This is a genomic window from Shinella sp. CPCC 101442, assembly GCF_024704725.1.
GTDB lineage: Bacteria > Pseudomonadota > Alphaproteobacteria > Rhizobiales > Rhizobiaceae > Shinella.
Genome location: NZ_JALIQS010000027.1, coordinates 1 through 626, shown reverse-complemented (window position 1 = coordinate 626; position 626 = coordinate 1). Strand labels below are relative to the sequence as shown.

The window sequence follows — 626 nt, the reverse complement described above, 5'->3', positions numbered from 1 at the left end:
TCGCGGCCGAGGCCGGAGAGTTTCACACCGCCGAATGGCGCTTCCGCCGTGGAGATCAGGCCGGTGTTGACACCCACCATGCCGTATTCCAGCGCTTCGGCCACGCGGAACACCCGCGACAGCTCCTTGGCATAGAAATACGAGGCAAGCCCGAACTCCGTGTCGTTCGCCTGCGCGATCACATCGTCCTCGTCCTTGAACCGGAACAGCGGCGCGACCGGGCCAAACGTCTCCTCGCGCGCGACGGCCATGTCAGGCGTCACATCGGCGATGACGGTGGCTTCATAGAACGTACCACCCAGCGCATGACGCTTGCCGCCCTGCACCACACGGCCACCCTTCTTCACCGCATCGGCGACATGTTCTTCCACCTTCTCAAGGGCTGCCGTATCGATCAGCGGGCCGAGGATGACGCCCTCGTCGAAACCGTTGCCGGTCTTCAGCTTGCCGACGGCGCTCGCGAGCTTTGCCGAGAAGGCGTCATAGACACCCTCCTGCACATAGAGACGGTTGGCGCACACACAGGTCTGGCCGTTGTTGCGGAATTTGGCGATCAAGGCACCTTCCACCGCCGCATCGAGATCGGCATCGTCGAACACGATGAAGGGCGCATTGCCGCCAAGCTC

General features: G+C 63.1%; 1 protein-coding gene. It reads right to left on the bottom strand.

The window, feature by feature from the left end; translation table 11 throughout:
* On the bottom strand, positions 1-626 hold a 626-nt coding region (locus MUO32_RS29250; RefSeq protein ID WP_257951894.1), incomplete at both ends, for an aldehyde dehydrogenase family protein.